Consider the following 244-nt stretch of genomic DNA (forward strand, 5'->3'; position numbering starts at 1 on the left):
AGGCCGGAATCCGGCGGGCCGCCTCCTGCGCCGAGCCCGACTCGCCGACCACCTCGATGTCGCCGTCCGCCTGCAGCAGATCGACCAGGCCACGGCGGACCACCTCGTGGTCGTCGAGAAGAAAAACTCGGATCATTCATTATTCGTACCGTCGTCGATGCCCCGGCCAAAGGGCCGAAAGTCCCGTCCGGCACCGCCGGTCAGGGCAGCGCCCGGGCCGGATTGCGGGCGAACCGATCGATGT

General features: G+C 68.0%; 1 pseudogene. It reads right to left on the bottom strand.

The window, feature by feature from the left end:
• Positions 1–136: pseudogene (locus ODJ79_RS46940) on the bottom strand (DNA-binding response regulator); the annotation flags it as partial.
• Positions 137–244 lie beyond the last annotated feature (108 nt).

Origin of the sequence: Actinoplanes sp. KI2 (genome assembly GCF_025630775.1) — a bacterium.
Lineage (GTDB): Bacteria > Actinomycetota > Actinomycetes > Mycobacteriales > Micromonosporaceae > Actinoplanes.